Source organism: Rossellomorea aquimaris, from assembly GCF_008180865.1.
GTDB lineage: Bacteria > Bacillota > Bacilli > Bacillales > Bacillaceae_B > Rossellomorea > Rossellomorea yichunensis.
In genome coordinates, this window is the sequence record NZ_VTEX01000016.1 from 1 (window position 1) to 577 (window position 577).

The 577-nt window shown below is 46.2% G+C and carries 2 rRNA genes; both read right to left on the minus strand.

The window, feature by feature from the left end:
- A 23S ribosomal RNA gene (locus tag FZC88_RS24275) occupies positions 1-148 on the minus strand; the annotation flags it as partial.
- A 197-nt stretch (positions 149-345) separates the two neighbouring features.
- Positions 346-577, minus strand: a 16S ribosomal RNA gene (locus FZC88_RS23775); the annotation flags it as partial.

Genomic DNA, 577 nt, shown 5'->3' on the forward strand with positions numbered 1-577 from the left:
TTGTTCCATTACGAACAATGGGTTCCCCCATTCGGAAATCTCTGGATCAAAGCTCACTTACAGCTCCCCAAAGCATATCGGTGTTAGTCCCGTCCTTCGTCGGCTCCTAGTGCCAAGGCATCCACCGTGCGCCCTTCATAACTTAACCGAATTGGTTGTTACATCAGGTTTAAAACCTAAAATGGCGATACTCGGTAATTTCTTGACTATCAATTTATCTTTATCTAGTTTTCAAAGAACAAACACATTTTGATCTCGTAAGAGACAAAAAGTTTTGATRGTAATTRAACCATCAAARCTGAACAAAACTTCGACTGTCAAACGTTTTAGTTAAATCTTCCTTAGAAAGGAGGTGATCCAGCCGCACCTTCCGATACGGCTACCTTGTTACGACTTCACCCCAATCATCTGTCCCACCTTAGGCGGCTGGCTCCAAAAGGTTACCTCACCGACTTCGGGTGTTACAAACTCTCGTGGTGTGACGGGCGGTGTGTACAAGGCCCGGGAACGTATTCACCGCGGCATGCTGATCCGCGATTACTAGCGATTCCAGCTTCATGTAGGCGAGTTGCAGCCT